This window comes from Tautonia plasticadhaerens (genome assembly GCF_007752535.1).
GTDB lineage: Bacteria > Planctomycetota > Planctomycetia > Isosphaerales > Isosphaeraceae > Tautonia > Tautonia plasticadhaerens.
This window is the reverse complement of record NZ_CP036426.1, coordinates 2,482,977-2,498,384: the sequence shown is the minus strand read 5'-3', so window position 1 is coordinate 2,498,384 and position 15,408 is coordinate 2,482,977. Positions and strand designations below refer to the sequence as shown.

The window sequence follows — 15,408 nt, the reverse complement described above, 5'->3', positions numbered from 1 at the left end:
GATGGACGATCCGGCCCCCGAGGGCGACTCGCCTCGACCGCCCGTCGCGTGATCCGTCAACCTCCCCCTCCCGTCACGGCGCGTCCTCGCCCGGCAACGCCAGCGCCGGCCCCTCCCGGTGCTCGACCCGATCCTTCGATACGAGGAAGATCCCGGTCCCCACCAGCGCCCCCGCCGCGACCAGCTCCCAGCGCATCGCCTCTCCCCGGAACATGCTGCCGAAGGCGACGCCGAACAAGGGGGTCATGAACGCGAACGTGGCGATCCGATTGGCCTGGTAGCGACCCAGCAGGAGCATCCAGACCGAGAAGCAGACGCCCGAGACCATCACCCCCTGGAAGAGGACACCCCAGATCGCCCCGGTCGTGAACCGGTAGGAGTCGAACCCCTCGACCGCCGCGCTATAGGCCAGGAACATGGGGATCGCCACCACGTACTGCGCGAACAGCAGCGTGGCCGGCGGGATCACGGGGAAGGTCCGCTTCTGGAAGATCGTCTGCGCCCCGAAGATGGCCCCCGAGAGCAGCACGACCACGTCCCCGGTCAGCGCCCCCCCCGACTGCATCCCCGTCGACAGCAGCACGGCGACCCCGAAGGCCGCCGAGACCAGCCCGACGACGCCGAGCGCCCCCATCCGCTCCCCCAGCACCAGCCAGGACAGCGGGGCGACCACCAGCGGGTGCACGTTGATGAAAACCGAAGACCTCCCCGCCAGGCTCAGGCTCGTCCCCCAGTTGAACGTGCCGATCTGGAGCACGGAGACGAAGGCGTGCGCCGCCAGCAGCCCCAGGTGCCTCCGCCCCACCCACATCGGCTGGCCCAGCATCCGGCAGACCAGCGCCACCATCGGCAGGGCGATCAGAAACCGCAGGGCGGCGCAGCCGAATGGCGGGAGATCCGGCACCGAGAACTTCACCGCCACGGCGTTCCCCCCCCAGAGGGCGCAGCAGAGCGTCACCCCCGCCACGGCCGGGAGGTCGAGACGGCGGGAGACTTCGGGAGCGGGCATCGGCGGTCCTGATTCGGGGGGGGATGGGGGCGGGGCGAGGTCGGGGAGCATCGGCGGGGAAGGCCGATTGTCCCGCCCCCGGCCCGCGAACGTCAAGCCGACCCGGCCTCCCCGATCGGTGGCCGGCGGGGTGCGGGCTGCCATATGATGGTCGCATCGCGGCCCTCGCCGCCGAAGCCAGACGCAGGAGCCATCCCATGCCCGGACCGAGACTCCCGGCCGACCCCGGCCGATACCCGACCACCCGCCCCCGCCGCGTCCGACGCCACGACTGGTCCCGCCGCCTCGTCGCCGAGCACCAGTTGAACGTCGATGACCTCATCTGGCCCCTCTTCGTCTTCGAGGGCCCCGAGGATCGCCAGCCCGTCCCCTCGATGCCCGGCGTCGACCGCCTCTCGATCGACCGGCTCGTCGAGGCCGCCGCCACCGCCGCCGACCTAAAGATCCCGGCCATCGCCGTCTTCCCCGCCACCGACCCCGCCCTGAAGACCCCCGACGCCGAGGAGGCCCTCAACCCCGAGAACCTCGTATGCCGGGCCGTCCGGGCGGTGAAGGCCGCCGTGTCGGGCGTCGGCGTCATCTGCGACGTGGCGCTCGACCCCTACTCCAGCCACGGCCAGGACGGCCTGGTCCGGGACGGCTACGTCGTCAACGACGAGACGGTGGCCGCCCTCTGCCGGCAGGCGGTCGTCCAGGCCGAGGCCGGCTGCGACGTGATCGCCCCCAGCGACATGATGGACGGCCGGGTGGGCGCGATCCGCCGGGCCCTTGACGAATCGGGATTCGAACATGTCCTGGTGCTTTCCTATGCCGCCAAGTATGCGTCCGCCTTCTATGGCCCCTTCCGGGACGCCGTCGGCTCGGCCTCGAACCTCGGCTCCGGCGACAAGAAGACCTACCAGATGGACCCCGCCAACGGCGACGAGGCCCTGCGGGAGGTCGCCCTCGACGTCGCCGAGGGGGCCGATTTGGTCATGGTCAAGCCGGGGATGCCGTATCTCGACATCGTCCACCGCGTGAAGGAGGCCTTCGGCCTGCCGACCTACGCCTACCAGGTGAGCGGCGAGTACGCCATGATCCGGGCCGCCGCCGACCGGGGCTGGCTCGACGGCGACCGGGCCATGATGGAGAGCCTGCTCGCCTTCAAGAGGGCCGGGGCCGACGGCGTGCTCACCTACTTCGCCGCCGACGCCGCCCGAAAGCTCCGGTCGGGCTGACCGGTCGGGCTGACCCGGCCGGGCCGGGTCGACCCGTCGCCGATCCCCGCGAGGCCGACGCTCGGCCTCCTCCGGCGTCGAGCGAGGCGATCCCCGGGGCCCGGTCGACTCCCGACCGTCCCTCGGTGTTCACCCGCCGCAGCCCGGGGATGGCTCCCCTTCCGACACCCGATGCCGACCGGGGCCGATCGCTTCGGCCCAGACGGCGAGCCCGAGACGCCTTGCCATGCACGTGCTGTTCGTCCACCCGAATTTCCCGGCCCAGTTCGGGCACGTCGCTGACCGGCTCTCCCGCCGCGAGGGCTGGCGATGCTCGTTCGTCACCGAGAAGGCGAGCGGCCGGGCCGGGGAGATCGAGCTGGTCCGCTTCACCCGCCGGGGAGGGGCGACGGAGCAGAACCACTACTGCTCGCGGACCTTCGAGAACGCCGTCTGGAACGCCCACGCCGTCTTCGAGGCGCTGAAGGCCCGGCCCGACCTCCGCCCGGATCTGGTCGTCGGCCACTCGGGCTTCGGTTCCACCGCCTTCCTCAGGGAGCTGTACGACGCGCCGATCATCAACTATTTCGAATATTTCTACCACACGAAGGGCTCCGACCTCGACTTCCGCCCCGACTTCCCCCCCACCGAGCTCGACCGCCTCCGCTGCCGGGCCCGCAACGCCATGCTCCTGCTCGACCTGCACAACTGCGACCGGGGCTACAGCCCGACCCGGTTCCAGCAGTCACGGCTGCCGGCCGAGTACCGCCCGAAGGTCGAGGTGATCTTCGACGGCATCGACGCCGACCTCTGGCACCCCCTGCCAGGCCTGCCCCGCGTCGTCGCCGGCCGGGAGATCCCGGAGGGGACGAAGGTCGTGACCTACGCCACCCGGGGCATGGAGTCGATGCGGGGCTTCGACCTCTTCATGAAGGCCGCGAAACGGATCGCCGGGCGCCGATCCGACGTCCTCTTCCTCGTCGCCGGAGAGGACCGCGTCTGCTACGGCGGGGACGCGAGGTTCACCGGGTCGAAGTCGTTCAAGGACTGGGTGCTGGCGCAGGACGACTACGACCTGTCCCGGTTCGTCTTCCTCGGCCGCATCCCTCCCCAGGAGCTGGCTCGGCTGTTCTCGATCAGCGACGTGCACCTGTACCTGACCGTCCCCTTCGTCCTCTCCTGGTCGCTCCTGAACGCGATGGCCTGCGGCGCCACCGTCGTCGCCAGCGACACCGCCCCGGTCCGGGAGGTCGTCGAGCACGGGCGGACCGGCCTGCTCGTCGACTTCTTCGACGCCGACGGCCTGGCCGAGGCCGCCCTCGGCGTCCTGGAGGCCCCGGACGACTTCCGGCACCTCGGCGAGCACGCCGCCGGCCTCGTCCGCGAGCATTACCGCCTGGAACCCTGCCTCGACCGGATGGTCGCGCTGTTCGAGGAGGTCATCGCGTCTCCCCGGGGGCCCGACCGATGACCAACGACCACCCGGCCGCCGCGGTCGGTAAGCCGGTCGGCTGGGGGCTGGTCGGCGGCTCCGGGTTCGCCGCCGGCGGGGCAATTCCGGCGGTCCTCGCCGCCGGGAACGCCCGGCTCTGCTCGATCCTCAGCCGGGATCCCGGTCGGGCGACCCGGTCGGCCAGGCGTGCCTCGGGATTCGCCCTCGCCCGCCGGCTGGGGGGCCGTCGGCTCGAATCGAGGCTCCGGTACGGGCGGGTCGGCCGGCGCCTCGCCCTCGCCCGGTGGCTCGGGCACCTTGGCGGCCCGCCTCCGAGGGCCTTCGACCGGCTCGACGCCGTGCTCCGGGACCCTGACGTCGAGGCCGTCTGGGTCCTCAGCCCTCCCGACCTGCACCCCGAGCACGCCATCGCCGCCCTGGAGGCGGGCAGGCACGTCCTCTGCGAGAAGCCGATGGCCACGACCTCGGCCGACGCCAGGCGGATGGCCGACGCCGCCGCCCGGTCCGGCAGGCTGCTGGCCGTCGGGTACCACATGAGGCAGCATCCGACCGCCCGGGCCCTCCGGAGGGCGGTCGAGGTCGGTGAGTTCGGCGCGATCGAGTCGCTGGCCGCCCGGCTCCGGTTCCGCCACCCCGACCCCAGCGACTGGCATCGCAGCAAGGCCCGGAGCGGAGGCTGGGCCGTCTGCGAGGCGGGCACGCACCTGATCGACCTCGCCCTCTGGTTCCTGGGAGACGCGGTCGAGTCGGTCCAGGCGGACCTCTCCAGCGAGCATTGGGGATTCGAGACGGACGACCACGCCGTCCTCTCGATCCGATTCGAAGGGGGATGCGTTGCCCGGCTGGAAGTCGAGGCCGGGCAGATGCCCCCGAGCCTCTCCTTCGAGCTTGTCGGCACCGATCGCCGGGCGAGCTGCCCGGACATCCTGCTCGGCCCGGCCGGCTCGATCACCGTCTCGGCCCCCGACGACCCGGGGGAGACGACGCCCGTCCCCGCCGTCGACCTGCACCGCCTCCAGGTCGAGCAGTTCGGCCTCGCGATCCGGGGTGACCCCGACGCGGTTTTTGTCCCGGCCATCGAGGCGATCCGGAACCTGGAAGTCATCGAGCGCGCCCGGGGCTGGTGAGCCGCCCGACCGGCTTCGGCCCTCGGCTGGCACCACACTTGTCGGTTGCATACCATAGAGGTACGCCCGGCTTCAGGGCCGATCGCACCCACCCCACCCGACCACCGGAGCAAGGTCGGGGGCGTCCCGGGTCCGACGACGGCCCGACGGCCCCCCGCCTCGACCCGCCCTCCTGCGTCCCAAACTGGGCTCTCCCCGAGAGCATCCCGCCGTGAGCAGCGCCTATCGCATCGGCATCGGCATCGTGGTGGCGACGGTCGCCGCCTCGACGGTCGCCTGCGTCGCCCTGACCGACCCGTACCCGCCCTCCCGGGCCGGATACGACCTCGGCCCGGCCTCGACCGAGCTGGGCCCCTTCCGTTTCACCGAGCGGTCCGGCCGGGAGGTGACCGAGGCCGACCTGGCCGACCGGGTCTGGGTCGCCGCCTTCGTCTTCAGCCGGTGCCCGTCGAGCTGCCCCCGGATCTCGGCCGAGATGGCGAAGCTCCAGGCCGAGCTGCCCGAGAATTCCCCCGTCCGGCTCGTCAGCATCAGCGTCGACCCCGAGTACGACACCCCCGAGGTCCTCACCGACTTCGCCCGCCGCTACGGCGCCGACCCCGACCGCTGGTGGTTCCTCGCCGGGGACCAGCAGGCGACTTACGACCTGATCGGGCGAGGCTTCCTCCAGCCGGTCGCCGAGGCGAGCGAGGAGGACCGGGCCTCCGGTGCCGAGGCGGTCCTGCACAGCACCAAGCTGGCCTTGGTCGACCGCGGCAACCGCGTCGTCGGCCTGTTCGACATCGGCGACGAGGCCGGCATGGCCCGGCTCCGGGAGCGGCTGCCGGTCCTCTCCGCCCCCGCCTGGGCCCGCAACCTGCCCGCGGTGAACGCCTCGCTCAACGGGGCGTGCGCCCTGCTGCTGCTGGTCGGCTGGGCCTTCATCCGGTCGAGACGGGTGACCGCCCACGCGGCCACCCAGGTCGCCGCCCTGACCGTCTCGGCGGTGTTCCTGGCCTGCTACCTCGTCTACCATGCCATGGTCGGCAGCGTGAAGTTCTCGGGGGTCGGCCCGGCCCGGCCGGCCTACTTCTCGATCCTGCTCTCGCACACGGTCCTGGCGGTCGTGATGGTGCCGATGATCCTGGTGACGGTGGTCCGGGCCCTCCGCAAGCGATTCGACCGGCACCGGAGGATCGCCCAGGTCACCTTCCCGATCTGGGTCTACGTCTCGATCACCGGGGTGGTGATCTACCTGATGCTCTACCGGCTCGACTTCTCCGCCGCCGTCTCGACGGCCGGGCCGTGACCTGACCCCTTCGTCCCGGAACGGGTACGGATCATGAGAACCACCAATCGGCTCCGCCTCGGCCTGCTCGCCGGGATCCTGCTCCTGGCCTCAACCACGCCGGCGTCGGCCTGCCCGAATTGCAGCAGGGCCCTCGCCGATCAGCAGCGGGGCCGGGCCGGAGACGTGGCCTCCGGGTTCTCCCGGAGCATCCTGCTGATGATCGCCGTGCCGTTCACCCTGTTCGGCATCGGCACCTTCGCCGTCGTCCGGGCGGCCAGACGGGGCGGGATCCCCCAGCTCTGACCACCTCCCGGGCCGTCGGATGTTGTCGGCCTCCGCTCCCCTGATCGTCCGGGTCTCGTGCCCCGCTCGAAGACTGGAGGGCTGCGGGATGCAAGAGGCTGCTCGTCCCCAGGGAGGGACGCCGCGGCCGGGGGGTCGCCCCTTGCGGCTGGTCCACATGATGGCGATGGTGGCGGCCGTCGCCCTGACGCTCTCGATCCCGCCAAGGATCACGGATGCCCTGGTCGAATCGAGGAGGAGCTTCGAGGCGAGGGTCGGGATCCTGACGCCACCCGTGGGGGCCGGTCGAACGGCGATCCCACGAGATCACGGTCGGGTTGATCCTCTGGTCGTACGCCCTCGCCCCGATCGCCATCCTCTCGAATCGGCGGCGGCTCCGGCGAGCCGGCCGATCGTACGGGGTTGCATCGGCCATCGGGGCCTTCCTGGGGGTCGCCTTCCTCTCGGTCGAGGTCCTCTCCTCGGCCGTCTCCCGGACGTCCCGGGGACGGCCGATCTTCCCGTCCGCCGGTTCATATCATTGCCCGTCCGCGTGGGAACTCCTCGACGTCGCCCCGACGGGGCTCGGGGTCGCGGTCGCCTCCTCCTGGGCGATCCTCGCCGTGTCGGGGGCGGGGCGGAGACCGTCGGATTGGTTTGAGGGTCTCTGCCTCATCTTCGGGCTCGCCTGCATCGTTTGGCCCTTCGGGCGGGCGTTCCTGTAGGTGCGCCCGACCCGCGGGGCCCGGTCGAGGCCGGCCGGGAGGTCACGCCTGCAACCTCCCCATCGGGGTGTTCGCCGCCAGGTCGTCGACCATCTCCCGGACGGCGAATGACACGGCCGCCCGCCAGTCGTCGCCGAACCTCGCCCGGAGGTCGGGCCGCTCGAAGGCGAAGATGATCCCCCGGGAGCAGTTGACGACGGCCCCCAGCCCCTGCGCGTCGCAGCCGGCGGCGATGTCGGTCGCCCTCCCCCCCTGGGCACCGTAGCCGGGGATCAGGAAGAGGATGCCCGGCATCGCGGCCCTCAGCTCGGCCAGTTGTTCCGGGTAGGTGGCCCCGACCACCGCCCCGAGTGCGCTGTAGCCCGACTCCCCCCGCAGCGGCCCGGCCCACTCGACCAGCCGATCGGCGACGTGCCGGTAGATCGGCTTCCCGTCGGCCACCAGGTCCTGGAAGTCGCCGGCCGAGGGGTTGCTCGTCCGGACCAGGACGAACAGCCCCTTGCCCCGCTCCGACGCCACCGAGGCGAACGGGGCGATGCCGTCTCCCCCGAGGTAGGGATTGATCGTCAGCGCGTCGGCATCCCAGCTCGGCCCCTCCCCCTCCGAGACGGGGGGCCGGCCCAGGTAACCCCGGGCGTAGGCCTCGGCCGTCGAGCCGATGTCGTTCCGCTTGCCGTCGATGATGACGAACAGCCCCCGACGCCTCGCGCCTGCCGCGGCCTGGTGCAAGGCGGCCACCCCCTCGGGCCCGAATTCCTCGAAGAACGCCGACTGGAACTTCACCGCCGGCACCAGGCCGGCCACCACGTCGAGGATCGCCTCGCTGAAGGCCCGCATCGACTCGGCGACCCCGGCCCTGGTCTCGGGGAATCGGCCCCGGATCTCGGCCGGGAATTGGGAGGGCCGGGGGTCGATCCCCACCACGACGGCGTTGCCCACGGATCGGATTCTGGCGATGAGTCGGTCGGCGGCGTTGTCCACGATCCCCTCGTCTCCAGCGGGCCGCATTGACAGGGGCCCGGAATCCTTTAGAATACGGCCACTGATTCGCTTGCATCCTAGGGTTCGCGACCCCGCTTGGCCACCCGGCCAATCCCGCGAACCCCGACGGCGGATGCCGGGTCTGCCGATTGTCCGCCCGATGGCCTCGGCCAGACGGTTCTCGATCGGGATCGGGGCGTAGCGCAGCCTGGTTAGCGCGCCTGCTTGGGGTGCAGGAGGTCGGCCGTTCGAATCGGCTCGCCCCGACTCAACATAACCCCCCGCCGATTCCTAGAGATAGGGAACCCATCCGGGGACGGATGGCGCGGCTCCGATGCTCCTGAAAGCCGGTAGTCTACCGGATCGGAGATTGGAACCGTGCCCATCCGCTCGGATCGGACCCCGTCCTATCGCCTCCACAAGCCGACCGGCCAGGCCGTCGTCACCCTCAGCGGCCGGGATTTCTACCTCGGCCGTCACGGCACCCCCGAGAGCCGGGCCGAGTATGATCGGATCATCGCGGAGTGGCTCTCCCTCGGGAGGCGGCTCCCAGGGCCCAATGACGATGGCCAGGCCGATTTGACGGTCAACGAGATGCTCGTGGCCTATCTCCGGCACGCCGATGCCTATTACACGAAGCACGGCCAGCCGACCAAGGAACCGGCCAACATCCGGATTGCGGTCCGGGCCCTCCGCCAGCTCTACGGGAACACCTTGGCCCGCGATTTCGGACCCCGGTCGCTCAAGGCGCTCCGCCAATCGTTCGTCGGGTCGGGCCTCTGCCGGAACGGCGTGAACAAGCGGACCGATCAGATCAAACGAGCCTTCAAGTGGGCCGTCTCCGAGGAACTCATCCCGTCCTCGGTCGCCGAGGCGCTCCGGACGGTCGAGGGCCTCCGTCGAGGCCGAGCCGATGTCCGGGAATCGGAACCGGTCCGGCCCGTGCCCGATGCCTTCGTTGACGCCGTCCATCCTTTCGTCAGCCGCCAGGTCTGGGCGATGATCGAATTGCAACGGCTCACCGGCATGAGGCCGGGCGAGGTCGTCTCGATGCGCACGATCGACATCGACACGACCGGCCGGATCTGGATCTATAGCCCTGAGAGCCACAAGACCGAGCATCACGGCCGGCGTCGAGTGATCCACCTCGGTCCCCAAGCCCAAGCCACGCTCCGGCCCTGGCTCCGGACCGAGTTGGAGGCCCCGTTGTTCTCTCCGGCGGAGGCGGACGTCGAGCGACGAGCCGCGATGAGGGCCGCTCGCAAAACTCCGGTTCAACCCTCTCAGCGGAATCGGACCAAGTCCAGGCCGGAGAAGCGACCCGGCGACACCTATACTGTCGTCAGCTATCGTCGGGCGATCACATACGGGATTGCTCGGGCAAACAGAGACCTCGCACGGCGGGCGGGCCGGGAGATCCCCGCCTGGCACCCGAACCAGTTGCGCCACAACGCGGCCACCCGGCTCCGCAAGGAGTTCGGCCTGGACGCGGCCCGCGCCGTCCTCGGCCATTCGAGCCCGGTGGTGACCGAGGTCTATGCGGAACTCGATTCCAAGAAGGCGGCGGAGGTCATGGGGCTCATCGGATGACATCATGGTAACCCGTCCTCCGGGCCGCATCGGGCGCGACATCGCCGCACGCGATGATCGGCGACCCGGGGGATAGCTGGAGTCTTCGTCCGCCCATGAGCGATTACATCTGGGTCAGTCGGGAGAATGCCTTGGGGCAATTCGCGGTGGATCTCCACCGATGTCAGCGGTTCAGGGTCTCTGACCCACGAATCCACGAATGGGCGGACACGCTTTGCATCTATTACCTCACGCCGGATGGGCGATGGATCAAGCACGTTGGCGACAACATGCCCGTCAACGGCGACGAGGAGCCCTGGGATTGGGGCGAGTGGTACGAGGAGGCGGAACCGGTCCAGGTCGCTCACGATATGCTCTGGCGGTTCGATGGCCGGCTCCCCCCGGAGCTGGAGGAGTATCGGGAGATCGCCGCCGACTATGATCGATTCGCCGCTTGGCTCGATGGTGACCCGGACCCCGAGGCAACGGCAGACAATCCCCGACCCAGATGGGATGTCGGTACGCGGAGGCTCGTGGTTGGCGGCGTGGCCTGGGAAGCGTTCTCGCGCGAGGCGGAGAACCAGTGCGCAATCCTCGATGCCTTCGAGCGGGCCGGGTGGCCCGAATCGATCCCCAACCCGCTCGACACGGAAGAGAAGCTCAACCAGACCATCAAGGATTTCAACAAGAAGGCCAGGTGCAGCGGCGGGCCGCTCCAGTTCCGGCGAGACAACTGCAGGGTCCGCTGGAGACTCGCGTCGGGATCGTCCAAACCATAACGCCCTCATTTCCCCCTATCTCCCCCCTCACCTCCCCAGGAATCTCCCCTCGGCTTTCTAAGACAATTGCATCCCGAGGCAACTCATATCGAGTCATCGGGAGGCACCGCAAGTGATCGATGTCACGTTCGAGACGATCATCCCCCTCGGCCAAGTATCGGCCCTCATTCCGTCCAGCCGGCCCGGCAAGAGGACTCACATCTCGACCATCTGGCGATGGGCGACGAAGGGGGTCAAGGGCGCCCGGCTCGAGACCGTCACCATCGGCGGCTCCCGCTACACAAGCCGGGAGGCCGTCCAACGCTTCGTGGAGCGGCTCTCGGGCTCCCCGGGAGATCAGGCCGGCCGTGACCCGTCGGCGGCGTCCCCCGTCCGTACCCGGCGCACGGAGGCCCGGCGGCTCCGCGACTCGGAGCGGGCGGCCCAGGAGTTGGAACGAATGGGAGCCTGACCCGTCCCGCGTCCGTCGCGGCGGGTCGACGAGCGAGCCCCGGGGGGAGGCCAGTCCCCCCGGGGCCCATCGGCTCGCGTGCCCGTCGCGTTCCCGCTTCCGCTGCTGAGACGAAAGGGAGTTCAACGTGCATCGCGATTGTACGGCGGAGGCCAGCGAGCCTTCAACCGACGGCTCGGGATCGTCGCCCTTCGATGCCGAGACGCTACGCCACGCCCTCTGGGCCCTCGATGCCGCCGAGGGTGCCCTGGGCCCGGAGGCGGTCGCCAAGCTCGATCCCGGCCCGGCCTGGACCGAGGCGCTCATGACCGCCGCCTCGGGCGGACTCGACGGCCTGGCGAGTTGGGGGAAGGCGAACAAGAGCAACACAAGGCTCCGGCCGATCCTCGACGCGATCGACTGGACGAACCAGAACCGCCCCGAGGCCCGCCGGATCGTCGATGTTGCCGACGGCCGGGAATGGCCCGTCAACCCGCTGGGTCGGGACATCCCCGATCCGGTCCCGTTCCCGGTCGAGGCGTTCCCCGATCCGGTCCGTCTGCTGATCGACGAGACGGCGGGCGCCTTCCAGGTCCCCCCCGACTTCCCCGGCCTGGTCGTCATCTGCGCGGCCGCCGCCGCGATCGGCCAGTCGGTCAACCTCCGATTGAAGCGGACCTGGACGGAGCCGCCGACGCTATACGGGGCGGCCGTCGGATCGCCCGGCGACGGGAAGACGCACGCCGCGAAGTTCCTGGTCGGGCCGCTCCGGAAGATCGACGATCGCCTGAGGCGGCAATACGATCGCGACCTGGAGGCATGGGAGGCCGAGGACTCGGACGAGCGCGGCCCGAGGCCCGTCCGCCGGCGCGTCATGCTCCGGCCCGACGCCACCCGGGAGAGCGTCATCGCCGTGCACAACGACAACCCGCGCGGCCTGCTCCGACACGTCGACGAGTTGACCGGCTGGCTCTACAGCATGAACGAGTATCGCTCCGGGAGCGGGGGCGACCGGCCGTTCTGGCTGTCGAACTGGTCGGGGGCCGACGCCGGGGCCGAGCGGAAGACGAACCGGGAGGTCCTCGACGTCTCCCGGCCCAGCGTCGTCGTCCTCGGCGGACTGGTTCCCTCCAAGCTGCCCTCGCTGCGCGAGAAGCCCGGCCAGAATGACGGCCTGACGGATCGGTTCCTCTACGCCTACCCCGGGATCGCCGTCCGTCGTCGCTGGACGGAGGACACGGTCAGCGTCGAGGCGGAGGACAGCTGGGCCGCCGCCCTGACGGCCCTCTGGCACCGGCCGATGGAGCAAGGCAAGGAGGGCCCGCGTCCCGTCGTCGTCGACTTCAGCCGGGACGGGAAGGCCCGCTGGGTCGAGTGGTACGACGCGCACCAGTCGGAGCGGGAGACCCCCGAGTTCCCCGAGGACTTGCGGGGCGCCTGGCCGAAATTCGAGACGATCTGTGCCCGGCTCGCCCTGGTCCTGGCCCAACTGCGGCAAGCCTACGGGAAGGTCGATGCGGCCCGGCCCGGCGGCTGGTCGATGGAGGTCGGCTCCTCGACCGAGGATGAGCCGCCGGTCCGGCTCCCCTCCCCGGCCAGCGTCGAGGCCGAGGACGTCGAGGGCGCCGCGGCCCTGGTCGACTACTTCAAGGTCATGGCCCGCCGGGTCCTCGGGGAAATCCACGAGGGCCGGGTCGAGGTCCCGCCGGACGCCCATGCGATCCTCGCCTGGATCCGGCGGAAGTCGCTGGACCACTTCAGCGCGAACGACGTGAACCGCGACAGCCTGAGCCGCTTCCGGGGCCGCCTCGACCGTCGCGATGCGGCCCTCGGCTGGCTGGAGCGGCAGGGATGCATCCGCGTCCGTCCCGAGGAGGATCGGGAGGGTAAGTCCGGCCGCCCCCCCTCGCCGAGCTACGAAGTGAACCCGAACCTGAACGCCGTCCCCCCACGAAACCCACCGAACCCACTAAACCCGTAGGCGATGGGGACGGACGGGGCGACGCTCGGGCCGATGACCGGATTCAGTGGGTATCGTGGGTAACGTGGGTTCAGGCGATCATGGTTCCAAACCGCTCCGATGGGAAGGGTCGTCGCGAGCTTGGGCCGATTCCCTTCGCGGAGATCGTGCGGGACAACCCGCTGGCCGAGGTCCTCCGGGCCGACGGCATCGCCCTCGATCGACGCGGGTTTGTCCGGTGTCCCTTCCATGCCGGGGGCCGGGAGCGGACCCCGTCGATGCAGGTCAGGGACGGCCGCTATCGCTGCTTCGCCTGCGGCGCGTCCGGCGACGTGATCGATTACGTCATGGCCCGCGACGGCTCCGGGCGCCTCGACGCCCTGCGGACCCTGGGATGGCGCGGCCAGGTGGAGGGCGGGAGGGTTCGATCGGCGTCGGGCCCATCCCCCCGCCCCGAGACGCCGGCCCCGGCCCCTCCGAGGCCCCGCGTCCCGGCCTGGCGTGATCCGGCCTGGCAGGCGGCCGTCAACGCGATCGTCGAGGACGCCGAGGCCCGCCTCTGGTCCCCCGAGGGCCGGCCCGCGCTCGAATGGCTCCGCCGCCGGGGCCTGGAGGATCACACCCTGAGCCGGTTCCGGGTCGGCTTCCTCGCCCGGCCGGCCCGATCTGAGACCGTCGAGGTCCTCGGGCTCGACGTTCGCAGCCGGCCCCGCGGGGTCTGGATGCCCCGGGGCGTCGTCCTACCCTGGGTCGCCCCTGGCGCCTGGTATTCTGCCACTACTGGTTCGGAAGAACCGGCCCCCGAGGCCCGATGGTGCGGCGTCAACGTGAGGCGGCTCCACGAGGAAGTAAGCCGTCCCTGGCGGAAGGAGTCGGACGGGCCGAAGCTCATGGCCGCTGCCGGGTCCGAGCGGGGCCACGCCTATCCCTGGCCCGACCTTTGCGCCGGAGTGCCTGCCCTGATATGCGAGGGGGAACTGGATGCGTTGTTGGCCTTCCAAGAGGTTGGCCATGTGATGAATGTTGTCACTGTCGGATCTGCTTGCCAGAATCCGTCAAGACACACCATTGAGGCCCTTGCGTTGTGCCCGGTTTGGTTTCTGGCCTTGGACGCCGATGGTGCAGGACGTTCGGGCGCCAGGTTGTGGTTTCAGCGTGGCCCGAATAAGGCCCGTGTGCTCGACTTGACTGACGGCCTGGACTTGACAGAATTAAATGAAAACTCGAGCGGTCTAAAATCTTTAATGATCCAAATATCATTGAGAATATGAGTTTCTGGTGTTCATGTAGCAATTGGCTGAAACAAGGAGCCAGGCGAAATCGCGGTCAATCGGTGGAACATTTGAAGAGCCTGCTGCTCAGTCATTCCTGCTACCGTATCGGCAACAACTCGGAGCCGTTCATTTTTGGATGTATTTTGACCATTCAATTTGACGATTTCATCAATCAGTTCCCTGGCGCGGCCAGGGAGGATTGCCCAGTCGTCTGAGTCGTTGCTGGTAGCTGCCTGTGCAAATATATTGAATAATTCTTCTATTATCCTGGATTGCCCGTGCTCCTGGGACGCAAGAGCAGGGTTTTTTATAACATAATACCAAAGCAACTCTTTCAACATTTCGACTTCCATTAAAATATTTTTATCAATTTCAAGATTGCCACTTGAGTTGTCTCCTTCGATTAATTTTGTGTGTCCCACATAGCGATCAATTAAACCCGAAGTAAAGTTTCGCAAAGCGGCTTGCTGCCTTCTGGCGCCGCTATAGGGTTCTTGGATGGGTGCCAGTTTCAGAAGCCCGCGAAAAGCTTCAGACAACTCGTCTTTGCCATACTTTGAAGTAATACCCTTCCTGCTCCACCGCTCGAACACATTGGCTAAAAACCGATCCACCTCTCTCCCGTCTTTGCTAGTCAGTTGATCAAGGGGAATTAGCCCTGCCTGATAGAAATCCTCTATGTCGTGAACTGAATATGTAATGTCGTCGGCCCATGTCATTATTTGAGCTTCGACACACATCGAGTCGCCATTGCCGACCGTCTGGAGGGCCCGAGCGAACCGAAAATCGTCTTCTTCAAATGTGTATGCGCCCCATTTTTTATTTCCTTTTCCACTGGGTTTCCGCATATGCGGGTATTTCAGCAATGCATTTAGAGTTGCGCGGGCAAGATTTAATCCGTCATAGTGATCCCCTTGTACGGCAATCTTCGTGACAATCCTAAACGACTGCGGATTGCCCTCAAAGCCATCGGCAACTCCTTCCTTTAATAATAACTTGTCAAGTTTTCTTTCGGCGACATGGCCAAATGGGGGGTGGCCTAGGTCGTGAGCGAGGGCAGCGCTTTCTACGGTTTCGGGGTCGATGCCACCAAGTGATACTGCGATTTCTCTATGTGAATCGAGCAGCCCCTCAGCAAGTCGACGACCAATTTGTGCCACCTTTAGACTGTGGGTTAGTCGGTTGTGGAAGAGTAAACCTCCTTCTGCGACCGCAACCTGTGTCACTGAAGCGAGCCGGCGAAACTCCGGGGAATACAAGATACGATCCCGATCCGCGGGACTCGACTTCCCTTGAATAGTGCCATCCGGATGTTTCCTATCTTCCCTTTTCATTTGATAATCATTTTTTGGT

The 15,408-nt window shown here is 68.3% G+C and carries 14 protein-coding genes and 1 tRNA gene; 12 read left to right on the top strand and 3 right to left on the bottom strand.

The window, feature by feature from the left end:
* Positions 1-73 precede the first annotated feature (73 nt).
* Positions 74-1,009 (bottom strand): DMT family transporter, encoded by a 936-nt coding sequence (locus tag ElP_RS09735; protein WP_197446848.1) that lies wholly within the window; start codon positions 1,007-1,009, stop codon positions 74-76.
* A gap of 197 nt (positions 1,010-1,206) precedes the next feature.
* On the opposite strand from ElP_RS09735, the gene hemB reads away from it, so the two are divergent.
* The 6 genes from hemB (at position 1,207) to ElP_RS09705 (ending at position 7,062) form a co-directional block, all read left to right on the top strand.
* Positions 1,207-2,226: a porphobilinogen synthase gene (gene hemB, locus ElP_RS09730; protein ID WP_145268776.1), complete on the top strand. Its 1,020-nt coding sequence runs from the start codon at positions 1,207-1,209 to the stop codon at positions 2,224-2,226.
* 226 nt (positions 2,227-2,452) lie between these two features.
* Positions 2,453-3,676 (top strand): glycosyltransferase, encoded by a 1,224-nt coding sequence (locus ElP_RS09725; protein WP_145268774.1) that lies wholly within the window; start codon positions 2,453-2,455, stop codon positions 3,674-3,676.
* Positions 3,673-4,785 (top strand): Gfo/Idh/MocA family protein, encoded by a 1,113-nt coding sequence (locus tag ElP_RS09720; protein WP_145268772.1) that lies wholly within the window; start codon positions 3,673-3,675, stop codon positions 4,783-4,785. Before ElP_RS09725 ends, ElP_RS09720 begins: the two co-directional genes overlap by 4 nt.
* Before the next feature lie 211 nt (positions 4,786-4,996).
* Positions 4,997-6,073, top strand: a complete 1,077-nt coding sequence (locus ElP_RS09715; RefSeq protein WP_145268770.1) for a DUF420 domain-containing protein — start codon at positions 4,997-4,999, stop codon at positions 6,071-6,073.
* A gap of 33 nt (positions 6,074-6,106) precedes the next feature.
* On the top strand, positions 6,107-6,358 hold the full coding sequence (locus ElP_RS09710) for a hypothetical protein (RefSeq protein WP_145268768.1): 252 nt from the start codon (positions 6,107-6,109) through the stop codon (positions 6,356-6,358).
* Positions 6,359-6,675: 317 nt separating this feature from the next.
* Positions 6,676-7,062, top strand: a complete 387-nt coding sequence (locus ElP_RS09705; RefSeq protein ID WP_145268766.1) for a hypothetical protein — start codon at positions 6,676-6,678, stop codon at positions 7,060-7,062.
* Between the two features lie 42 nt (positions 7,063-7,104).
* Here the strand turns inward: ElP_RS09705 and pyrF are convergent, their stop codons facing one another.
* A complete protein-coding gene (pyrF, locus tag ElP_RS09700) occupies positions 7,105-8,043 on the bottom strand; it encodes an orotidine-5'-phosphate decarboxylase (RefSeq protein ID WP_231749610.1) in 939 nt (312 codons plus the stop codon).
* Between the two features lie 192 nt (positions 8,044-8,235).
* Between pyrF and ElP_RS09695 the strand changes: the two genes are divergently transcribed.
* From ElP_RS09695 to ElP_RS41100, 6 genes are all read left to right on the top strand, one after another.
* Positions 8,236-8,310: transfer RNA gene (locus tag ElP_RS09695), tRNA-Pro, on the top strand.
* 111 nt (positions 8,311-8,421) lie between these two features.
* Positions 8,422-9,633 carry a tyrosine-type recombinase/integrase gene (locus ElP_RS09690; RefSeq protein WP_231749608.1) on the top strand — a complete coding sequence of 404 codons (1,212 nt, stop codon included), beginning with the start codon at positions 8,422-8,424 and terminating at the stop codon, positions 9,631-9,633.
* 95 nt (positions 9,634-9,728) lie between these two features.
* On the top strand, positions 9,729-10,391 hold the full coding sequence (locus ElP_RS09685; RefSeq protein WP_145268762.1) for a hypothetical protein: 663 nt from the start codon (positions 9,729-9,731) through the stop codon (positions 10,389-10,391).
* 112 nt (positions 10,392-10,503) lie between these two features.
* The gene (locus tag ElP_RS09680; RefSeq protein ID WP_197446847.1) at positions 10,504-10,842 is read left to right on the top strand and encodes a DUF1580 domain-containing protein; all 339 of its coding nucleotides are present in this window, start codon (positions 10,504-10,506) and stop codon (positions 10,840-10,842) included.
* A gap of 127 nt (positions 10,843-10,969) precedes the next feature.
* A complete protein-coding gene (locus ElP_RS09675) occupies positions 10,970-12,802 on the top strand; it encodes a DUF3987 domain-containing protein (protein WP_145268758.1) in 1,833 nt (610 codons plus the stop codon).
* An 80-nt stretch (positions 12,803-12,882) separates the two neighbouring features.
* The gene (locus tag ElP_RS41100; protein WP_145268756.1) at positions 12,883-14,052 is read left to right on the top strand and encodes a CHC2 zinc finger domain-containing protein; all 1,170 of its coding nucleotides are present in this window, start codon (positions 12,883-12,885) and stop codon (positions 14,050-14,052) included.
* Positions 14,053-14,063: 11 nt separating this feature from the next.
* On the opposite strand, the gene ElP_RS09665 is transcribed toward ElP_RS41100, so the two are convergent.
* Entirely contained in the window at positions 14,064-15,389 is a 1,326-nt protein-coding gene (locus ElP_RS09665; protein WP_145268754.1) for a deoxyguanosinetriphosphate triphosphohydrolase family protein, read from the bottom strand.
* Between the last annotated feature and the right edge of the window lie 19 nt (positions 15,390-15,408).